Annotated in this window: 16 protein-coding genes, 6 tRNA genes and 1 pseudogene; 13 read left to right on the top strand and 10 right to left on the bottom strand. The window is 61.6% G+C overall.

Annotated elements, in window-relative coordinates:
* Positions 1 to 55 precede the first annotated feature (55 nt).
* The 3 genes from ACFT1A_RS03595 to ACFT1A_RS03585 all read right to left on the bottom strand — a co-directional run bounded on the left by ACFT1A_RS03595 (position 56) and on the right by ACFT1A_RS03585 (position 3,754).
* A complete protein-coding gene (locus ACFT1A_RS03595) occupies positions 56 to 1,300 on the bottom strand; it encodes a hypothetical protein (protein WP_256065655.1) in 1,245 nt (414 codons plus the stop codon).
* Between the two features lie 667 nt (positions 1,301 to 1,967).
* Positions 1,968 to 2,801 carry a hypothetical protein gene (locus tag ACFT1A_RS03590; RefSeq protein WP_378445859.1) on the bottom strand — a complete coding sequence of 278 codons (834 nt, stop codon included), beginning with the start codon at positions 2,799 to 2,801 and terminating at the stop codon, positions 1,968 to 1,970.
* 347 nt (positions 2,802 to 3,148) lie between these two features.
* Positions 3,149 to 3,754: a hypothetical protein gene (locus ACFT1A_RS03585; RefSeq protein WP_378445858.1), complete on the bottom strand. Its 606-nt coding sequence runs from the start codon at positions 3,752 to 3,754 to the stop codon at positions 3,149 to 3,151.
* Positions 3,755 to 4,054: 300 nt separating this feature from the next.
* On the opposite strand from ACFT1A_RS03585, the pseudogene ACFT1A_RS03580 reads away from it, so the two are divergent.
* From ACFT1A_RS03580 to ACFT1A_RS03570, 3 genes and pseudogenes are all read left to right on the top strand, one after another.
* Positions 4,055 to 4,276: pseudogene (locus tag ACFT1A_RS03580) on the top strand (recombinase family protein); the annotation flags it as partial.
* Positions 4,277 to 4,392: 116 nt separating this feature from the next.
* A complete protein-coding gene (locus ACFT1A_RS03575) occupies positions 4,393 to 4,716 on the top strand; it encodes a hypothetical protein (RefSeq protein ID WP_256065676.1) in 324 nt (107 codons plus the stop codon).
* Positions 4,717 to 5,120: 404 nt separating this feature from the next.
* The gene (locus ACFT1A_RS03570) at positions 5,121 to 5,915 is read left to right on the top strand and encodes a hypothetical protein (protein ID WP_256065658.1); all 795 of its coding nucleotides are present in this window, start codon (positions 5,121 to 5,123) and stop codon (positions 5,913 to 5,915) included.
* A 376-nt stretch (positions 5,916 to 6,291) separates the two neighbouring features.
* On the opposite strand, the gene ACFT1A_RS03565 is transcribed toward ACFT1A_RS03570, so the two are convergent.
* The 4 genes from ACFT1A_RS03565 to ACFT1A_RS03550 form a co-directional block, all read right to left on the bottom strand.
* The gene (locus ACFT1A_RS03565; protein ID WP_378445857.1) at positions 6,292 to 6,438 is read right to left on the bottom strand and encodes a hypothetical protein; all 147 of its coding nucleotides are present in this window, start codon (positions 6,436 to 6,438) and stop codon (positions 6,292 to 6,294) included.
* A gap of 683 nt (positions 6,439 to 7,121) precedes the next feature.
* Positions 7,122 to 7,256 (bottom strand): hypothetical protein, encoded by a 135-nt coding sequence (locus ACFT1A_RS03560; protein WP_378445856.1) that lies wholly within the window; start codon positions 7,254 to 7,256, stop codon positions 7,122 to 7,124.
* Between the two features lie 377 nt (positions 7,257 to 7,633).
* Positions 7,634 to 7,855, bottom strand: a complete 222-nt coding sequence (locus ACFT1A_RS03555) for a helix-turn-helix domain-containing protein (protein WP_081329098.1) — start codon at positions 7,853 to 7,855, stop codon at positions 7,634 to 7,636.
* A gap of 345 nt (positions 7,856 to 8,200) precedes the next feature.
* Positions 8,201 to 8,272, bottom strand: a tRNA-Val gene (locus ACFT1A_RS03550).
* A 293-nt stretch (positions 8,273 to 8,565) separates the two neighbouring features.
* On the opposite strand from ACFT1A_RS03550, the gene ACFT1A_RS03545 reads away from it, so the two are divergent.
* The 5 genes from ACFT1A_RS03545 to ACFT1A_RS03525 all read left to right on the top strand — a co-directional run bounded on the left by ACFT1A_RS03545 (position 8,566) and on the right by ACFT1A_RS03525 (position 9,069).
* Positions 8,566 to 8,638, top strand: a tRNA-Gly gene (locus ACFT1A_RS03545).
* 25 nt (positions 8,639 to 8,663) lie between these two features.
* A tRNA-Cys gene (locus ACFT1A_RS03540) sits at positions 8,664 to 8,734 on the top strand.
* A 1-nt stretch (position 8,735) separates the two neighbouring features.
* A tRNA-Val gene (locus ACFT1A_RS03535) sits at positions 8,736 to 8,810 on the top strand.
* A gap of 92 nt (positions 8,811 to 8,902) precedes the next feature.
* Positions 8,903 to 8,978, top strand: a tRNA-Gly gene (locus ACFT1A_RS03530).
* A gap of 16 nt (positions 8,979 to 8,994) precedes the next feature.
* A tRNA-Val gene (locus ACFT1A_RS03525) sits at positions 8,995 to 9,069 on the top strand.
* A 146-nt stretch (positions 9,070 to 9,215) separates the two neighbouring features.
* On the opposite strand, the gene ACFT1A_RS03520 is transcribed toward ACFT1A_RS03525, so the two are convergent.
* Together ACFT1A_RS03520 and ACFT1A_RS03515 are read right to left on the bottom strand one after the other, a co-directional pair.
* The gene (locus ACFT1A_RS03520; RefSeq protein WP_378445855.1) at positions 9,216 to 9,695 is read right to left on the bottom strand and encodes an alpha-isopropylmalate synthase regulatory domain-containing protein; all 480 of its coding nucleotides are present in this window, start codon (positions 9,693 to 9,695) and stop codon (positions 9,216 to 9,218) included.
* Positions 9,696 to 9,890: 195 nt separating this feature from the next.
* Positions 9,891 to 11,276 carry a GH1 family beta-glucosidase gene (locus tag ACFT1A_RS03515; RefSeq protein WP_378445854.1) on the bottom strand — a complete coding sequence of 462 codons (1,386 nt, stop codon included), beginning with the start codon at positions 11,274 to 11,276 and terminating at the stop codon, positions 9,891 to 9,893.
* A gap of 116 nt (positions 11,277 to 11,392) precedes the next feature.
* On the opposite strand from ACFT1A_RS03515, the gene ACFT1A_RS03510 reads away from it, so the two are divergent.
* Together ACFT1A_RS03510 and ACFT1A_RS03505 are read left to right on the top strand one after the other, a co-directional pair.
* Entirely contained in the window at positions 11,393 to 12,589 is a 1,197-nt protein-coding gene (locus tag ACFT1A_RS03510; RefSeq protein WP_378445853.1) for an MFS transporter, read from the top strand.
* Between the two features lie 67 nt (positions 12,590 to 12,656).
* Positions 12,657 to 13,190 carry an N-acetyltransferase gene (locus ACFT1A_RS03505; protein ID WP_007732909.1) on the top strand — a complete coding sequence of 178 codons (534 nt, stop codon included), beginning with the start codon at positions 12,657 to 12,659 and terminating at the stop codon, positions 13,188 to 13,190.
* A gap of 12 nt (positions 13,191 to 13,202) precedes the next feature.
* On the opposite strand, the gene zapE is transcribed toward ACFT1A_RS03505, so the two are convergent.
* A complete protein-coding gene (zapE, locus tag ACFT1A_RS03500) occupies positions 13,203 to 14,219 on the bottom strand; it encodes a cell division protein ZapE (RefSeq protein WP_003942629.1) in 1,017 nt (338 codons plus the stop codon).
* A 43-nt stretch (positions 14,220 to 14,262) separates the two neighbouring features.
* On the opposite strand from zapE, the gene ACFT1A_RS03495 reads away from it, so the two are divergent.
* From ACFT1A_RS03495 to ACFT1A_RS03485, 3 genes are read left to right on the top strand one after another with little or no spacing between them, the layout of a single operon-like run.
* Complete coding sequence (locus tag ACFT1A_RS03495) at positions 14,263 to 15,012, top strand: pyrimidine reductase family protein (protein ID WP_378445852.1); 750 nt, start codon at positions 14,263 to 14,265, stop codon at positions 15,010 to 15,012.
* Between the two features lie 19 nt (positions 15,013 to 15,031).
* Entirely contained in the window at positions 15,032 to 16,585 is a 1,554-nt protein-coding gene (locus ACFT1A_RS03490) for an alpha/beta fold hydrolase (RefSeq protein WP_378445851.1), read from the top strand.
* Between the two features lie 60 nt (positions 16,586 to 16,645).
* The gene (locus ACFT1A_RS03485; RefSeq protein ID WP_378445850.1) at positions 16,646 to 17,929 is read left to right on the top strand and encodes a glycosyltransferase family 87 protein; all 1,284 of its coding nucleotides are present in this window, start codon (positions 16,646 to 16,648) and stop codon (positions 17,927 to 17,929) included.
* The last annotated feature ends 4 nt before the right edge of the window (positions 17,930 to 17,933 follow it).

Raw genomic sequence — 17,933 nt, 5'->3', positions numbered from 1 at the left:
CGACTCGATGTGCCGGTGCGAGGCACCGGCGTCCTAGGTTCACCACCTCGACTCCTCATCGCAACATCTTAGGGTAGTAGGGATTAGGGTTGTTGCTTCGATGGCTTGTCGCGACGCGGTCTAGTCTTTTGGCATGCCGCAGCTCGTTCCGGCCAACCAGGGTGATTTCGAAGTCCTTGGTGATGAAGCCCACCTTGACTAGAAAACCGATCAACGCATCCACCTCTTCAACCGGTATGGCAAGACGGTGCGCGAGAGACGTCGACGTCTGAGCGCTGTGTGCGACGAGTGCCAGGGTCGCAACTAGCCTCTCCGACTGCGTACGGAGCCTGCCTGAATCGATGGCATTTGCGACTCTTCTCTGGTTAGCACCGCGGATTACCTCACTCAGATCCCGATTGCGCGCCTCATAGCCGCTCAATTCCCTGACAAGGTCCGACGGCATCGTGCGGCCATCGAGAAATGGTTTCCACCCGTGCGATTTGCGTCGCAGTATGAATGGAAGGTTATTCGGCACGCTGGTCATGGTTAGAAAAAGACCACCGCTGGCCTTGTAACCCAGTGCCTGTTTCCGCTCCCCCGGGGGCGTATAGCGATTACATAGCTCTTCGATAGCAGAACGCTCTTGTGCAGACCATTCGGCGTCGTCAAAAGATGCAGCAGGAGTATGCGGCCGAATATGATCAATGGTCGGCGCATTCTCGATCGATGCAACCGCAAAAGCTGACGCCGTGTGGGTCACCACGATGATTTCCAATCGATCGAACGACCGCCAGCTTCGCAACTGAGCGTTACGTGGAAAGGTGGCGGCGAAATCGATCACCTGACGACCCGAGCTCGTGTAATCAGTCACCAGGACGATCGCCTGGCAGTTGCGCGCACGAAGATCGTCGATGCTCGACGACGGGTGCAACCATGGTCCGTTTTCCTTGCCCGGTGCTTCACCGGTGAATTCGCGGATCACGTTTCCGACGGTGGCTTCGCTGCCTGGAGTCACCGCGCCGCGCATACCCGGTGCGAACGTTTCGTACGCGACGTGACGGGCAGCCACTTGCTCTCGTTGATTTTCGCTGGAGGCTCTCTCAATATCTTCGATACTCAGCACCGGGATGACTACAGCACGCCCATTAAGCTCAGGAGCAAGTGCCCCGATTCGGGACTTGAGTCCGTGATAGATGTCTTCTGGGCTTGCAATCTGCAAGCTGTCGAGAAGGAGCGTGGCAACTGGGCGTTCACTTTCGGCAAAGTTCGTCAGCCACGATTGGCCGCGTTGCGTCTCACTCGGCATCAACAGTGGCATGGACCCATCTTGCCTTCCTGCGCCCGCGATGCTCGCGCCGTATTCCGTCCGTGAGCCGGTCAATCACCACCCGCACCCCGGACAGCCATCTCACCATCACTGCCCCCCACTGACCCACCGACGTCCGTCCGACCCTCAAACTGATCTGCGATGCTCGAAAAACCGCTAAGAAACACGTCTCGGAAGCGGGCGACGACCGCTATCCCCTGCACCTCGTTCCAGTACCAGCCTCGACCACAACGACATTCGTGGCGCAGTACGTTCAGTGTTTGGGCATAGATTCTCCCCACTCCGAAGGCGATCCCATCAAGCTGCCAGTGGAACATGTTGACATGCTCGAAACCGTGGTGGCCGCCATCTACGCTGCTGGTCCAGAATACGGGTGACAACTTCTGGCTCGTTCAGCAAACGGTCTCGGTCTGTTGAGACCAAGGTCGTTAGTCGAACATCTCAAACGACGCGCCCCGGACGATCGTCGCCCAAAGCGTTCGTAGATCCGTCAGCGACTGGTAACCCGACCTTGACCGCCTGTGTCCGTAAGCCGGTCGGTGAGCGGACGCTCGGCCCCGGACACCTCGTCAGGGAGAATACGTGTCCGTAAGACCCGCTCGGTGAGTGTCCCTGCAAAAGGAACGTCGAACGGTACTCGTTCCCGACGGCTCATCGATCATCGACAGGGCTGCGGATCTTCCCTCCAGTCCACGACGACGTTGTCTGTCAAGTGGTCGACTCCTACGCGGACCCACTCGCACATTCCGCCGAAGTCTTCCCACGAGATCGGGTCGACTGAGTTGCGTTCGGCCATTGCGCGAAGCACCTCATCTCGGTCCAGTCCCCAGAGTTCGCAGAGCCGATTGCTTGCCGCAATGCACACGTCCATCGCGAAGCAGAAGTTCCGCAGCGTCGCGCACCAGGTGTAATTCGTGCCTTTTTGTTCCTGGATCACCGCCAGCGTCAACCAAGTCGCGTTCCCGTGTGTGGGCCTACTCAGTTCGTCGTAGGCGAGGGCATGGTCGAAGTACTTCTCAATGAGAGCGCGGTTGTTGCCGACGGTTTGGCGTGAGACGCCAGAAAAAGATGCCCCCGTCCTTGCGCGCCACTTCTGCCAGTCGTTGATCAGGTTCGTCGCGCCGACGTCGTTGGACGACTTGTACTCCTGGAGGCTGGACTTGAACAGTTCGTGCGTGCGCAGGACTCGCTGCTTCCAGTCGATCGCGGGGTCCGCCAAGAACATTGCCTTCGACGCGTGCTCGGCAGCTGTGCGCGCTAGCGCTGCGGAGCCTATGTGCATCGGGTGGTCCTTGCCGATCAGTTCGCAGCAGGACGACAGAGCGTCGCCGCAGGAGATCACATAGAACTTCGCGAGACGATGAGCAGTCAGCAGCGGCCCCTCCACATCGATCTTGCTACCCACCTCGGCGTCTATCGCGTCGATTGAGACGATCCCGGGCTCTCGGTAGAGCGGCGAGAAATTCGCCGCCGCCAGCCCGAATTGGGCCACTACGTTTCCCCACCTTGTGGCCTGGCTTGCGAACTCGCGGATTCCTACGAGCGTATGGGGGAAGTCCTCATTAATCATCCAGTGAGCATACGAACACCCGGCGACAACCACACCGCCCAAACTGCGTCGCTCTGGGGTACACCCTGGTCAGCCAGAACTGTTCGTCGGATCATGCGTCAAGATAAGGGTCCGCATTCGCTTGATTGGAACAACTCACACCGGGGTCTAGACCTCTGCGAAAGACGCGCTGCATACGGGTGCCGGCCGAGAGGCAGAACAACGGCACCAACGCGAGCCGAGTCCCCGTCACAGAACGAGCCGTGACGGGGCTGGTTAGTCGTTGGCCGCTACAGTAGCGCGGAGATCGGGCCACCCGGGGTCTTGATCCATGCACCCGCCCCGAGCCAGTCGCATACTTCCTCCGACGCGGGCCGAGTCACGAAGAAGTAGCGGTCGCCGACCGGCTCGACGTCAACGATCGTGCGCATGTGGCCCCTGCCGATATAGTCGCGCATGCTTGCATAGACGAGCGCCTCGTTGGCGACCAGATCCCTAACGACGTTGTGATTAACCGGCCACACTCCACTCCATCCGCCGAGTTCGTCGTCACATGAGGGGTCGTCGGCAAAGTCGACACCGATCCACTTGTAGACACTCCCGCGAACCGTGAACGGGCTGCTGCGCGTTTCGCGTGGCTTGACTGAGACGCGGTATACCTCCCCCGCGGGGTGCAGCTGGCGCACCTCGTCAAGGTCGGGGACGAAGCGGGTGTCCGTGACGAACGCCTCAACCTCGGCCTGGTCGAACATGTAGCGCGCTCCGCTGCCCTTGTTCGTGAGGCGGTGGGCATGCGCGAGTGAGACGACCTTGTCGGGGAAGACGCTGGGCTCGTCGGCTCCGTGGCGCAAACCGGTCGCGATCTCATCAGCGGCCTGAGTGGTGGTCAGCAGCATGGCTGACTCCTTCCTGGGGTGCGCCGCCCATCTTGCCGTCCGCGGAGTTGCGGCTCGGACCTGTGGTGGCGCCTCACAAAGGTACCATCACCCTTATAGATTTTGCGAAGTGAGTCGAACCGGGAGGTCCCCGGAGGATCAATACTGCTTACCAGTAGTTCAACAAACGGTCGTTGGCTGAACAGGTGGAACGCTGCTCAGATCGATACCGAATGACCGTCGCCAATGTTCAAAAACCCGTTCGACAATTAGTACCATCGAGAACACAAGATGAACGCCTTTTCTGAGCGGTGAATCGCCGTGACGCTCGTCGGACTGGTGCGCGTGAGCACCGACAAACAGGAGGCGCAGCGCCAGCGCGACGCGCTCGACCCGATTTGCATCAAAGTGTTCGAGGAGAAAGTCTCGGGCGCACTCAGCGTCGACAAGCGCCCCGGGCTGCAGGCCGCCCTCCACTACCTCCGTCCCGATGATCTGCTCACTGTCCAGGAGGTCGACCGTCTCGGCCGCATCCTCGTCGAAGGGCTGCTGGTCTTGACGGACCTGTTCGAGCGCGGCATCGCGGTCGGCGAGCACACCGAGCGGTCACAAGTCCTCGACCTCGCACTCGCTTTAGCCGAGGCCGGCGCCGCGACATTGTGCGCAAGACCCGCAACGGCCTCGAGGCCGCCCGCAGGCGCGGCAAAGTCGGGGGACGCCCCACGGTCGTCGATGGCGACAAGTGCGCGGCCATCCTCGCCCGCCGCGATCGCGATGAGTCCATTCGCGAGATCGCTGCCGGTGTCGGTGTCTCGGTAGATACCGTCCATCGGGTTCTAGCTGGGCATGCCACTGACGCGCAGATCAATGCGGCACGGACCAAACTCATCATCGATAACAAGCTGAAGAGGACGCCGAAGCCTCACATCGAGAAACCCGCCGAGCTCAAAAGCACCAGCGAACGTCGACCGGTGGCCAGCTGAATCACACTCGGCGAGGTACCACTGGCACAAACTGTGCGGATACCTCATCGAGGTACGCGGCGAAGCCGAGCCTGTTGAGCGCGACGGCGACGCATAGGGTGGCGCACTCGATGAACCGCTCGACCGCAACACCAAGACCTGTTACGCACCGTCCGCTGGCTCAACGAGCGCGGGGTACGTGTGGAGTTTCTCAAGGAAGCGCATACTTTCAACGGCGGGCGCAATAAGGCAATAAGTCAATCGAACTTCTGCCCGGCATCCCGGCGACCGAACGAACGAAGTCGGCAGCAGCGCGATCCAGCACGTCCATGAACTCTCCGTTGCGGCCTACAGCCGATCTTTCCGATCGACTCGTGCACGCCGCCGAACCCCAAGTATCCGGAGCATGCAGATAATCTGTAAAAATGCCTGCCGAATTGGAAGTTAGTTGGGAGAACCTGTATCTGTTGTGTAACGCCACTGCCTTGGCAATCAATGACGTGGCGAAAATTCCGTTCAGCGAGCCTGGTATTCAAATAGACGAATACGATCGCGAACACGGCGACGACCTGATGCCTGATCCACTCAAGACCGCACACCAATGCAGTTCCGCATTTCTCCTTGGGGCCGGAGACTTCATCTACAGCGTTGGCAAACTTTTTTCGCTCGAGGGCCCAATGCTGACATCGCCCGCGGTGCTGGCACGCTCAGCAGTTGAGTATGCAAGCCGGAGTTGGTGGCTTAGCGTCGCAGACCTGCCGGAACTGAGGATTTCACGGATGTCGGCCTTGTTCAACCAGTCGTACCAGGAAATGAAGTCGAGCCTCGGTTCAGTGCCGGACAGCATTGAAGTGGGAAGACAATTTAATACTTGGCGTAGCAGGCAACCTCACCTGCCAAAGGCAAAGGTTCCAAAGATTGCAAATCTGGTGGCGAAAATGCTGCCTACCAACGGAGCTGATGCTTATGAAGACCTGTCTCGCGTTGCGCACGGAAACCTGGTTCAGCTACTAGGAACAGTTCACAGCGCGAATGTTGGCGCAGCCTTCCATGCACAGAACGCCCAGGGATACGGGTTGTTCGCAGCTCAAGTTGGGCTCGTCGCGGGACTCGAACTGTGTGAGATGAAGGGGGCTGACCGCGTCCCCCTCGAAAACTGCGTGCAGATACACACTGCACTATCGCAGTCGTATCTCACTGCCGGGGCCGCCACCGGATGAGATGGCCGAATCCTGACTGGCACTGACCTACCACAGCACTAATCGGTTGCCTGCAAAACTTCCCAGGTCGCGTATGTGCTGCAAGGGTCGACGACCTTGGCTGGAAAATCTTCAAACCACCATCGAAGTGAGCGAGATTGGGATTCCGCGTACCGCACCGCCTCCTTTCGCCAGTCATTGAGAGTCCGCGGCGCTACTGCGCGGCCGTCACAGTGCTTGAGCACGTGACGATTTCGTACTCCGACCCATGGTTCACCAGCTCACTTGCTGGCGATACGCTGTCGTTCCTGCAGCCCCGCAGAACGGCCAGCATCTAGGCCGGCAGTTTCAGTGATCGCCGCGCGCGGGTGGTCTTGCAGGTATTCTGATCGATGGTTCAGCCTGTGACGCGATCCCGGGTCCGCTCGACCACGGGGATGCGTTCGGCGTCCAAATCAATTGCGTTCCAACGCAGCCCGGCCAGCTCGCCGCGCCGCAGCCCTATCAGCGCCAGGTGCGCCATACCCGCATGGACCACGGCCATGTGCTGACCTGACGGCGGCCCGCCAACCAGGGGGAAATTCCGCAGAATGCGTTTTACCAACCGCGTAACCTCGCCCTCACCGAGTCGGTCGGATAAGTCCAGCGCACCCTCGTAGGCGTCGGCGCCAGGTAGTCCGAGTGCGGCGCGGTGAGCCGTACTCGGTCGATCTGCTGACAGCGAAGGCTGCGAAAGAAGCTGCTGAGACGGCCATCTCGGCCGCTCGCACCACCAGTACCGACCCGAACTCGCAGCGGCGGGCCGAAGTCGAGCGCTGCATCGCAGAGTCGGGTACCGGCGGCATGCCCAGAACGACCTCGCTGGCTTGGTGTGAAACTGCACCACCACCCTCGCGCTACACGGAGGCGACTCCCCGAGGCCATGAGGTCACCGGAGCCGGCGAGGTGCCGCGACCACATCGGCGTCTGCGTCCTCACGGGGCGCAGCATCACGACCGAGTCGGGGTGTCTACCTTCACCGCCGCACCACGCGGCCGGCTCGTGGTCTTGACCTTCGTGGTTGATCACCACCACCGAGCAGCGGATCCGCAGCCCCTCTGCGAGGCCGAGCAACGGTTGGCATCCGAGGGCATCGTTCTCGCTATCCCATCGCGCGATTGCCTTGACGAACGAATCGATGATGAGCAAGGCGGGGCGGGGCTGCTTCAAGGCCCCGCAGAATGCCGCTCAGCGTCTCAAACACGCTCTTGCAGCGTTGACCACCCAGTGCATACGGTCGATGATGTCCACTGCGTGCTCACGGATGGCGTCGTCGAGCATCCCAAGCATCCGCAGGCGAGCCATACGGCTTGCCGACACCATTGCCCGTCCCGGTCCAGGCACACAATCGTGGTGGCCATCAGGAAGGCTTCTCCGCGTCGTTGGCACGCTCGCAGGACTCTCTCCATGTGTTTTACCCACGGCCCCTTGCTTGGAAAAAGCGCACAGCCAATCTCGGGTGCCGGGCCGTCTAGATAGGGACCATTAGCTTGTCGCGGGTGGCCACGACCTCTCCGAGCTCGACGGGGTTCAGCGTGCCGGCCGTCACGGGCACGACGATCCGGTCGATACGACCCGTGTCCGCGATGGACTGACAGAGACGGCCGTATGCGACGGCCGTGGCATTTCGTTGTCCGAAGACTCCCCAGTCTTCTTCAAGCCCCCGTCAGCGCTGCTGGCGGGGTTTTGTGTGTGCGGCATCAGGCATCGCCACCAATGCCGTCACGGTGGCCATTTGCCAGCAGTGCGCGCAGGCTTTCTGCCGGAATGCGCACCGGTACGCCCGGCTTACGGGCAAAGAGGGTTTTCAGCTGACCATCGGCAAGCAAGCGCCAGACGGCGCGTTGGCTGATTTGCAGGCGTTCGGAGACCTCGGGCACTGAAAAGGCGCGAAGCTCAGGAAGGGTAGTTGCAGAAGACACGACGGAACTCCAGAATTACTGGCTGTTCCGCACGGCAGGTGACTTTCTGCGGCTGGCGTCATGTGAGTGGCCTGCTGTTATCCCCGAGATTCCTTTTCGCTACAGGCGGCGATGAAACCGCCCGATCACTGCTCTCGGCAGGTGTTCGCCTACCAACGGGGGCCGTATGACACCGAACATACCAGAGCTGCGTCAGAGCCTGCCGCTACCGAGCCAAGCCGTCACATAACCAGCAGTGCCCGCCGAGACCAACAAATCCGTAGGGCCCACGTAGGGCCCACGCACCCAAGAATCCGGTCTGCCTAGAACGCAAGAAACCGCCTGTTAACAGGCGGTTTCTTATTGTGGTCCCGGCTGGGATCGAACCAGCGACCTTCCGCGTGTGAAGCGGACGCTCTCCCACTGAGCCACGGGACCGTAAGTCATCCGAACGCATGCGCTCGAACGAGTTGGAACATTAACACGGCTGCGCGATGAATACGAATCACCAGGTTGGCATTCGTTTTGCTCCAGGCGACCCCGAAATCTACGAATTCGAGCTGATTTCAGACCGTATTCATCGCCGAGACGGACAGTTGCAACGCGCGCGACGGGCCGATTCGACTCCGAACACGCCACTGAGCTGGTGATTTGTGTGTATCCGACACGGTCGGCTAATGTTTCCAACGCACCGAGGAGAGCGAGCAGCTCCCCAAGCAACACGGTGCGATGCGGACGTGGCGCAGCTGGTAGCGCACAACCTTGCCAAGGTTGGGGTCGCGGGTTCGAATCCCGTCGTCCGCTCGAGAGGTGTGACTCAACCTTTTACGGTGGAGTGGCCGAGTGGTGAGGCAACGGCCTGCAAAGCCGTGCACACGGGTTCGATTCCCGTCTCCACCTCGCGCGATTAGCTCAGCGGGAGAGCGCTTCCCTGACACGGAAGAGGTCACTGGTTCAATCCCAGTATCGCGCACCACGTCAGGCCTTCGGGCCTGATGGTCAAGGCCTGCTTGCAGGTCTGATAAGTTAGAAAAGTACTGAGTTCCGGTAACGGAGTTCATTGCTCATGCGGACGTGGCGCAGCTGGTAGCGCACAACCTTGCCAAGGTTGGGGTCGCGGGTTCGAATCCCGTCGTCCGCTCCATTTTTCTCCAGAACCCGCGCGATTAGCTCAGCGGGAGAGCGCTTCCCTGACACGGAAGAGGTCACTGGTTCAATCCCAGTATCGCGCACCATTTGAGAATGCAAGAAGCCGGAACCTCAGGGTTCCGGCTTTTTGCGTTCGAGCGCCGAACACATCAACCGCAGTGCTGACGCAAGCCCCCTGGGGAATCCGCGTCAGTACTGCGTTTGATGTAGCTGATCAGGGTGATGGAGCTGATCAGTGAGAGAAGCGGTTCGCTGCCGAGGTCATCGCGCGCAACGAGGACTCCGTGGACGACTCCGCAATACCCATCGCCCAGCTCCGACGTCCGTCGCACTCGGTGAAGATGAACGTCGCGGTGCGGTGACCGATCTGGTGCTGGTGGAAAGACAGGATCTCGAGCGAGATTCCCGCGTCGTGCAGCATCGAGGTCATAGCCGAGATCGCGCCGGTCGAGGTGGCGGACGCTTTCTGGATGCGCTCCCCCAGACCGAGAGTCGCTTCGAAGGTCCACCGACCCGGTGCAATCTTTTCGGATGACCACGCGCCCAGACGGATCGGGCCGCTCATTGCCGCGTACGTGGACTCGAACTCGGTCCAGGACATCGCCGAGCATTCGGCACGCAGGCCGGCAGGCAGAGATTTTCCGTGGCGCGCCGCGAAAGGATCAGCAGCCGTAGAAGAGGAATCAGAAGCGAAGGCGAAGTTGTGAGTCATGATCGTGGTCTTCCTGAATGAAGTGGAGGACCAACTGGTAGCAAGACGACCCGCAGCGAGGGGTCGGTCCGATTCAGACCCCGCTACGGCGGCTTACTACGAGAATTCGCTTCATGAGAGAAGAGGCTAGGCGGCCTGGTTCCATAAAGCAACCCAGACCGCTTCCGCTCCAGAGTCAGACCGCTTCCACACAGGTCAGACCTGAGCCGCCTTGTGGTCGGCGATCAACGCGCGGTACCACTCGAACGAGGTCTTCGGTGTGCGCTTCTGAGTGTCGAAATCGACGTGTACCAAGCCGAATCGCTCCTTGTATCCCGCGGCCCATTCGAAGTTGTCGAGAAGTGACCACACAAAATAACCGCGGACGTCGACGCCGTCGTCGATGACCGACCGGAGGGCGCGAAGGTGCGCATCGTGATAATCGATTCGTGCTTCGTCCTCGACGATCCCCGCGGCATCCGGCGAGTCGTGGAATGAACATCCGCTTTCCGTGATGTAGATCGGCGGCAGTGCGTCACCGAAACGCGCGTGGAACGTCCGCAAGATCTCGCCTAGTCCTTCCGGAACGATCGGCCACCCGAAATCGGTTGTGGGATAACCGGTTATCGCGACAGGAGCAAAGGGCAGACCTGGCGGTAGGTCGACCTCGAGCACGCCCTCGGTCCCCTGGCCTTCCACTGGGGCGGCAATCATCGTCGGCTCGTAGTAATTGATCCCGTACCAGTCGAGCGGCGCCCCGATGATTTTCAAGTCCTCGTCGACAGGGCCGCTGAGCAGCTGTGCAAATTCGTCTGCGGGGTACTTTCCGACCAAGACCGGGTCGGCGAACATCCAATTGACAACGTGGTCGTAGATGTCGGCAGCCATCACGTCTTCCGGGGAATCCGAAGCTGCCCGCACCGGAGCATGATTGGAGGCGATTCCGATGTTCGTGCACCCGGTTGACCGAAGCGCTTCGACAGCGAGGCCGTGCCCGAGCAGTTGGTGATGCGCGGCCTGGAATGCCTCGAACCCCAAGGCCAGTCCCGGGGCATGAACTCCCAGGGCATGGCCGTAGAGCGTGTGCACTACCGGTTCGTTGAGCGGCATCCACATTCCGACGCGATCCGACAGTCGCTCACCGACGACCTGCGCGTACTCCCCCAGTCGATACGAGGTGTCGCGGTTCATCCAGCCGCCCTGCTCCTGCAAGGCGAGGGGCAGATCCCAGTGGAAGAGCGTGACAGCGGGGGTAATTCCGACCGAACACAGTCGATCGATCAGTCGGTCGTAGAAGTCGAGCCCTTTCGCATTCACGGTCCCCGATCCGGTGGGGAGTATTCGCGACCAGGACAGCGAGAGCCGATAGGCGTCGAGCCCGAGCTGTGTCATCAGTTCGATGTCCGATTCCCAGCGGTGATAATGATCGGCAGCGACCGTCCCGGTGTCGCCCCCGACGACTACACCGGGACGGTCACAGAACTCGTCCCAGATCGACGGTCCGCGACCGTCTTCGGCCACAGCTCCTTCGATTTGATAGGCCGCAGTAGCGGTTCCCCAGACGAAGGAAGACGGAAATTCTGGTGTCGGCTGCCGAGTCATGTCGGTCAGTTAATCAAAGAACCGTGCAAAACACGCAGCTTTGTTGGACACTCGACCAGTATCAAGATCCAGTACCGTTCGGCCCAACCGAACGAACGAGACAAAGGCCCTGCTTGATGACGGATAACACCCGCACCCTGACGAGGGCCCGGATCGCCACTTCTGTGGCCTTCGGACTTCAAGGATTTCTGCTCGCCGCCATTCTGACGCAGCTTCCGCAGTACAAGGACTTGTTCGAGCTGAGCGAGACGCTGGTGGTAGTTGCGGTTGTCACTGTGTCCGTCATCGCCGGCCTCGGCAGCGTGCTCGCCGAGATGCTGGCGGTACGGACGTCGAGCAAGATGACTCTGCGAACCGGACTCGCCGTCATCGCAGTCTTCGGCGGGGCAACGGGTATTGCGCCCAACGCGGCCATGTTCTTCGTCTTCCTGGCGATCTACGGCATCGGACTCGGCATGGTCGACGCGGCCGCCAACATGCAGGCGGTCTCGATCCAACACGCCAAGGGCCGGTTCATCCTCTCCTCGTTCCATGCTTCCTGGAGCGTCGGAGCGATTGTCGGCGCTCTCTTCATCTCGGCAACCGCAGGTCTCGATGTTTCGATCCGCGTGACGCAGGTGATCGCGGGAGTTGTTGTCGGACTGATGCTTCTGGCCTTCGGCCCGCAACTGCTGGATCGGTCCGAGTCTCCGGTTGCCGATGCCAACATCACGAGCACCGCGAAGTTCACCGTCCCTACCCGCGCCTTCATCCTCCTCGGCGTCGCGATGGCTTTGTTCTACGCGGTCGACTTCAGCGTCGGAAACTGGTCGACTCTCTATGTCAAGGACGAACTGCTCGCCGACGCCGGGACCGCTGCCCTGTCCGTGGCGGCGTACCAAATCGCCGCACTGATCGCACGACTGACCGGCGACTACTGGGTCGGGAAGTTCGGTGAGACCACCGTCGTGCGGATCGGCTCTCTCATCGGCGTAGTCGGTATGACAGTCGTTGTGCTCGCGCAATCTCCCGCCGTTGCCATCGCCGGTTTCCTCATCGTCGGGCTCGGGGTACCGGTGATCGCTCCGATCTGCTTCAGCGCCGCCGGCCGGATGGCGCCCCCGGATCAGGTCGACGCGGTGATCGCACGCATCAACCTCTTCAACTACGTCGGCACCGTGGTCGGTGGTGGCATCGTCGGCGCAGTCGCTGCCTTCAGTGACCTTCGGATCGGGTTCCTGATTCCGCTGGCGTTCTGCGCGATCTTGATAGTTCTTGCTCCCGCGTTCGCGCCGAAACGAGCCACGAGTCCGGTCACCGAGAACGCCGCTTGAGCAGTGCGCCCCTGGAAAGTGGTGTACTTGATCGACCGAATTGTGTGCGCGAGAGGTAGAAGCTGACGTGACGATCACCGTTGACCGGGCCGGAATCTGGGATTCCGAAGCAATCGCCGACGTGGCAGCGGTGACATTTCCATTGGCGTGTCCGCCGGACGCGTCGGACGACGACATCAGCGCCTTCATCGACAACGTTCTCTCCGTCGACAAGTTCTCCGAGTACCTGACCGATCCGACGCGAACCGTTCTCAAGGTCATTCGCGACGGTTCGATCGTCGGCTACGCGATGCTTGTCGACGACGAGCCCTCCGACCCGGACGTCAAAGCTGCTGTGACTCTTCGCCCGACGACAGAACTGAGCAAGTTGTACGTGCTTCCGGGTAACCACGGGACCGGCGCGGCAGCATCCTTGATGGACGCCGTCGTCGACCACGCACGACGCAGCGGAAGTGCCGGGATCTGGCTTGGTGTCAATCAGGAGAATCTGCGTGCCCAGAAGTTCTACGCCAAGCACGGTTTCACCCAGGTCGGCACGAAGACTTTCCTCGTGGGCGCACAACTCCACCACGATTTCGTGATGGAGCGCCCCGTCAGCTGACGGGCGTGCCGATCAGCCGGCCGCGACCTCGAAACGAGAAAGTGCGAGCAGACGCGAGGTCGCGCGCAGGTACTTCTTCTTGTACCCACCGGCGAGCATCTCGGGAGTGAAGATCTCGTCGAGGCGTGCGCCGGAGACGGTGACCGGGATACTCGCGTCGTACAAGCGGTCGGCGAGAACCACGATGCGCAGTGCAACCGACTGATCCGTTGCGGGGTGGACGCCGTCGATGAAGACGGCCTTCACGCCCTCGACCAGCTTGTTGTACCGCGACGGGTGCAGGGTGCTGAGGTGCTTGCACAGCTCGTCGAAGTTGTCGAGCGTGGCACCGTCGATGGCGTCGGCCCGAGAAACCAATTCCTCCGACGAGATGGGCTCCGGCGCGGGCGGAAGGTCACGGTGACGGTAATCGGGGCCGTCGACGCGAATCGTCTCGAAGATCGAGCCGAGCTTCTTGATCTCGCGCAGGAAGTCCTGCGCGGCGAAGCGACCCTCACCGAGCTGGCCGGGAAGCGTGTTCGACGTCGCGACGATGGACACGCCGCGCGCGGAAAGCTCCGAGAGGAGGCGGGAGACGAGCATGGTGTCGCCCGGATCGTCGAGCTCGAATTCGTCGATGCAGAGAACGCTGTGGTCGGCGAGCGCTTCGACTGCCTTGTTGAAGCCGAGAGCGCCGACGACGTGTGTCAGCTCGACGAAGGTTCCGAACGCCTTCGGCGACGGAACGCTGTGGAAGATCGATGCCAGCAAGTGCGTCTTACCGACACCGAATCCACCGTCGAGGTACAGGCCGGCGCCGGTCGCCTGGGTCTTCTTGCCGAACAATCCACGGCGTCCACCACTACGGATCTTGGTGACGCGCTTGGAGAATTCCTCGGCCTTGGCAACGGCAGCTGCCTGGCTCGGTTCCTTCGGATCAGGAATGTAGGACGCAAAACTCACCTCGTCGAACATTGCGGGAGGCACCATTTGAGCTACCAGTTGATCGGCGGGTACCACCGGGCTGCGATCGACAAGACGTTCATGCATCCGTCAAGGGTATCTACGTGATGTGATCTCTCATGTGCACCGTATGGATATTGCGACCTACTTCACACCAGGCCACGAAGACGAACTCCGCAGCCTGTACGCCTATCCGGAGAATCTCTCGCAACCCTGGATACGTGTGAACTTCGTTTCCAGCATCGACGGGTGTGTCTCCGTCGACGGAGTGAGCGGCGGACTGGGCACACCTGCAGACAAGTCGGTATTCGGGATCCTGCGCGAACTCTGTGACGTCGTCGTGGTCGGCGCAGGCACAGCGCGAGCCGAGAACTACGGCGGTGTGCAGATCTCGGACGCAGCCCGGGCCCGACGCACGGCCGGCGGCCTTGCTCCGGTGCCACCGATCCTGGTCGTCTCGGCGCACGCGTCGATCGACCCCGAAAGCCGACTCCTTCGCGATACCGAAGTTCCACCGATCCTTGTTGTCGGTCGCGACGCGGACTCCGCGGCAGTTTCGGCGCTGAGATCTGCCGGAGCGCAGGTGGAGGTGACGGACTCGCCGAACGTCAGCAGCGGCGACATCGACAGGGCCTTGTCGGTTCGCAAGCTCCGTCGCGTGCTGTGCGAGGGCGGACCGTCACTTTTCGGGCAGTTGATCGAGGACAATGCCGTCGACGAACTCTGCATCACCACGTCGCCTCAACTGGTGGGCAGCAAAGTCGGCCGAATCTCACTCTCCCCCAACGCAATGCCCACAGCCATGCGTCCCGCGCACATTCTCGGCGATTCGGACGGCACGATCCTCACTCGATGGGTTCGTCAGCAGCCACGTCGGTGAACCTGGCACTCTGGTCGGCATGCGCAGAGTTGCTTTGATGGCCGTCGTCCTCGCGACGTGTTGTGCGTGCGGCGCCGGACCGTCGCTTCGGCCCGCCGTGGCAGTCGAAGGCCGCACCGACGGCAGCCCTGCGCAGAGCGAGGGCCCGTCGCCCGATGCGCCGCCGGCTGTCCCTGGCGTCCCGACCGACGACCTACCGTGGCGAGACTGCACCGGCACGTCACTCGCCGACCAGGCTCTCGCAGCGTCGAGCGCCGGAGTCATCCTCGAATGCGCAGAATTCAGTGCCCCCATCGATGTGACCGGCGCCATCGACGGCAACTTCACGGCCGGGTTGACCCGCGCTCGTACGTCGTCGACGCCTGCCGACGCATACCCGATCGTATTCACGTCCGGCACCGATCGTTCGTCGGGAAACTCGCTCGCCATGCTCGCCGCATCCGGCTTGACCACGGTTCTCGCCGAACATCCCGTGGTTGCCCTCGATCGCCGCGGAATCGACAGGTCCACCGCAATCGACTGCATGACGCCGGAGATTCGGCGCGGACTTCACGATCTGGGCCAATTCGACTCGGACACCACCGGTGACGCCGCCGATGCGGTCGCGGCCCTCGGTCACGACGCAACCATTGCCTGCACGGACTACCTCGACCCCCAAGAACTGAAGTTCGGCGCCGACTCCGCAGCCGAGGACATCGACGCCTTGCGCACACGGTGGGGCGTCGAGACCATCGCTCTGTGGTCGGCAGGGTCCGGCTCGGACATCGCGCTGAGCTATGCGGCAGCCCACCCGAACAACCTCGCGAGATTGATCCTCGATTCTCCCGCTCCTGTGGCCACTGACGCTGCCACCGAAGCCGAGAGCCGCGTGCAGGGCGAGGAAGCGGCATTGACCGCGTTCGCTCAGCGATGCGTGGCGCTGGGGTGCTCGCTCGGACCGGATCCGAAAAAAGCGGTCACCGACTTGATGGAACGCGCTCGGGCCGACGAATTCCAACCACTGTCCGCCGCAGCAGTGTCGAATGCGATTTCGGCGAGTCTGTGGACCGCCGGAACCAATCGTGAGCAAGAGACCCGCTCACTCGCCGACGCTCTGACCGCGCTCGGTACCGGAAATGCTTCGCCGATTCGAGAGCGCGCCGCCCGGGCGGAGAACGAGGTGGACGGCGACGGTCAGTTCATCGGACGGTGCACCGACGGTATGCAGTGGCCGGGGATCGGGCGTGTCCGCGAACTGGCGGACACGTGGGGCACCAACTATCCGGTATTCGGTCGAGAAGCCGCGCTCGGTTTGCTCGCATGCGCCAGCTGGCCGTCGACCGCCAACTCTCCCCTGCCCAACCAGGTGAAGCCCCCAGTCCTCGTGCTGAGCGGTCAGGGCGACCCGGCCGTCGGGAACTCCGGACTCTCGACCGTTACCGGCGTCGTGACCAATGCAGGGTCGCGCTTCGCAACCCTGGACTGGCAGGGTGCGGGTCATCCTGCGGCGCAATCCACGTGCGCTCAACAGGCGATGCGCCTCTACCTCAGCGACGCTTCCCTGCCCAGCAACGGAAGCGTGTGCCCGGCCTGACTCGGGCGCTTGTCCACCACGACCGAAAAGGGGTGCATCCCCCGATCACACCCTGCTCCGGTGTACCGTGCCGAAGTGTTCCTTCGACAGCTCGAGCCGCGTACCGGGCGGACAACCCAACAAGTCGTCAACTTCGTTTTGTGGCCGATCGCCGTGATGACAGTGCTCAATCGTGTCATCGTCACAGCAGTCAACGGCGCCATCACCGATGACTTCCGACCGGTCTACAACGCCGCGCTGGCGTTCTGGAACGGGCGTGACGTCTACACCGCAGATTTCAACTCGGTAGACCCCCATTACCTGTACCCACCATCGGGTTCGTTGTTGATGGCGCCCCTGGCCATCCTCGATCCCGAGCGTTCGCGGTGGCTGTTCATCGGTGTCAATGCCGTCGCCGTCCTCGTGGCCCTCTACCTGCTCTTGCGCCTGTTCGACCTGACGATCAGTTCCATTGCCGCGCCGATTCTCGTGCTCGGCGCTTTCATGTCGGAGACGGTCACCAACACATTGGTGTTCACCAACATCAACGGGCTCGTGCTGCTCGGCGAAATTGCTTTCCTCCTGCTGCTGATGCGCAAGAAGGATCTGTGGGCCGGCGCCGCGATCGGACTCACCATCGCAGTGAAACCCACTCTCGCGCCGCTGCTCCTGCTGCCACTCGTTCGCGGCCAGTGGAAGGTGTTCGTCACCGCCCTGGGCATCCCGTTCATTCTCACCGTCGTGGCGTGGCCACTGGCGTCGGATCCGATGGACTTCGTCCGCCGCACCGTGCCGTACCTTCTCGAATCGCGTGACTACTTCAACAGTTCGATTGTCGGAAACGGCGCCTACTTCGGTCTGCCTGAATGGTTGATCCTGCTGCTGCGCGTCGTGTTGGCCGCCATGGTCGCCGTCTCTCTGTGGCTTCTGTACCGCTACTACCGCAACGACGAACTCTTCTTCCTCACCACCGCAACCGGTGTGATCATGACCGCATCGTTCCTGCTGCCCTCACTCGGCCAGATGTACTACTCGATGATGCTGCTCCCGCTCCTGATGTCCGTGGTGCTCAAGAACTCGGTCATGCGGAACTGGCCGGCCTGGCTCGCCGTCTACGGCTTCATGACTTTCGACAGCTGGTGGTCGAACCGCTGGCCGACCTTCGGCCGGGCCGCCGAATACACCAAGAGCACCCTCGGCTGGAGCCTTCTGCTGATCGTGATCTTCTGTGTCCTCGGCTACCGGTATCTGGTCGCGCGTCGCGAAGGCCGCTTGGATCGCGGAATCGATCCCGCCTACCTCCTCGATCCCCCGCTCCCAGCCGTCTCACCTGCCGGCGAAGCCGAAACGGTGACAAAGCATTAGCGTG

Origin of the sequence: Rhodococcus sp. NPDC057135 (assembly GCF_042670865.1) — a bacterium.
Taxonomy (GTDB): Bacteria; Actinomycetota; Actinomycetes; order Mycobacteriales; family Mycobacteriaceae; genus Rhodococcus_F.
The sequence above is the reverse complement of the archived record's forward strand: the minus strand, read 5'-3'. Positions and strand labels throughout refer to the sequence as shown.